Below are 258 nucleotides of genomic sequence, written 5' to 3'. Positions count from 1 at the left end.
CAGCAACGTGGATACGGATCACGTCGTGTTCCCGCACGACGACGGTTCGCGCGTGCCCTACAAGGTATTCAGTTCGCAAGCGGTATACGAGCGCGAGCAGGAACGCATTTATCGCGGCCCGACCTGGAATTTCGTTGCGCTCGAAGCGGAAATCCCAAAGCCGGGCGATTTCAAGAGCACGTTCGTGGGCGACACGCCCGTGGTCGTCACGCGGGTCGAAGACGGTTCGCTCGCGGCATGGGTGAACCGCTGCGCCCA

The 258-nt window shown here is 62.0% G+C and carries 1 protein-coding gene; it reads left to right on the top strand.

What is annotated here, in order from left to right; translation table 11 throughout:
• Positions 1 to 7: 7 nt before the first annotated feature.
• The coding region (locus SB771_RS35535; RefSeq protein WP_410722109.1) for a Rieske 2Fe-2S domain-containing protein at positions 8 to 258 on the top strand (251 nt) is incomplete at its 3' end.

The organism is Burkholderia sp. SIMBA_051 (genome assembly GCF_046534915.1).
Lineage (GTDB): Bacteria > Pseudomonadota > Gammaproteobacteria > Burkholderiales > Burkholderiaceae > Burkholderia > Burkholderia ambifaria.
This window is presented reverse-complemented; position numbering and strand designations above follow the sequence as displayed.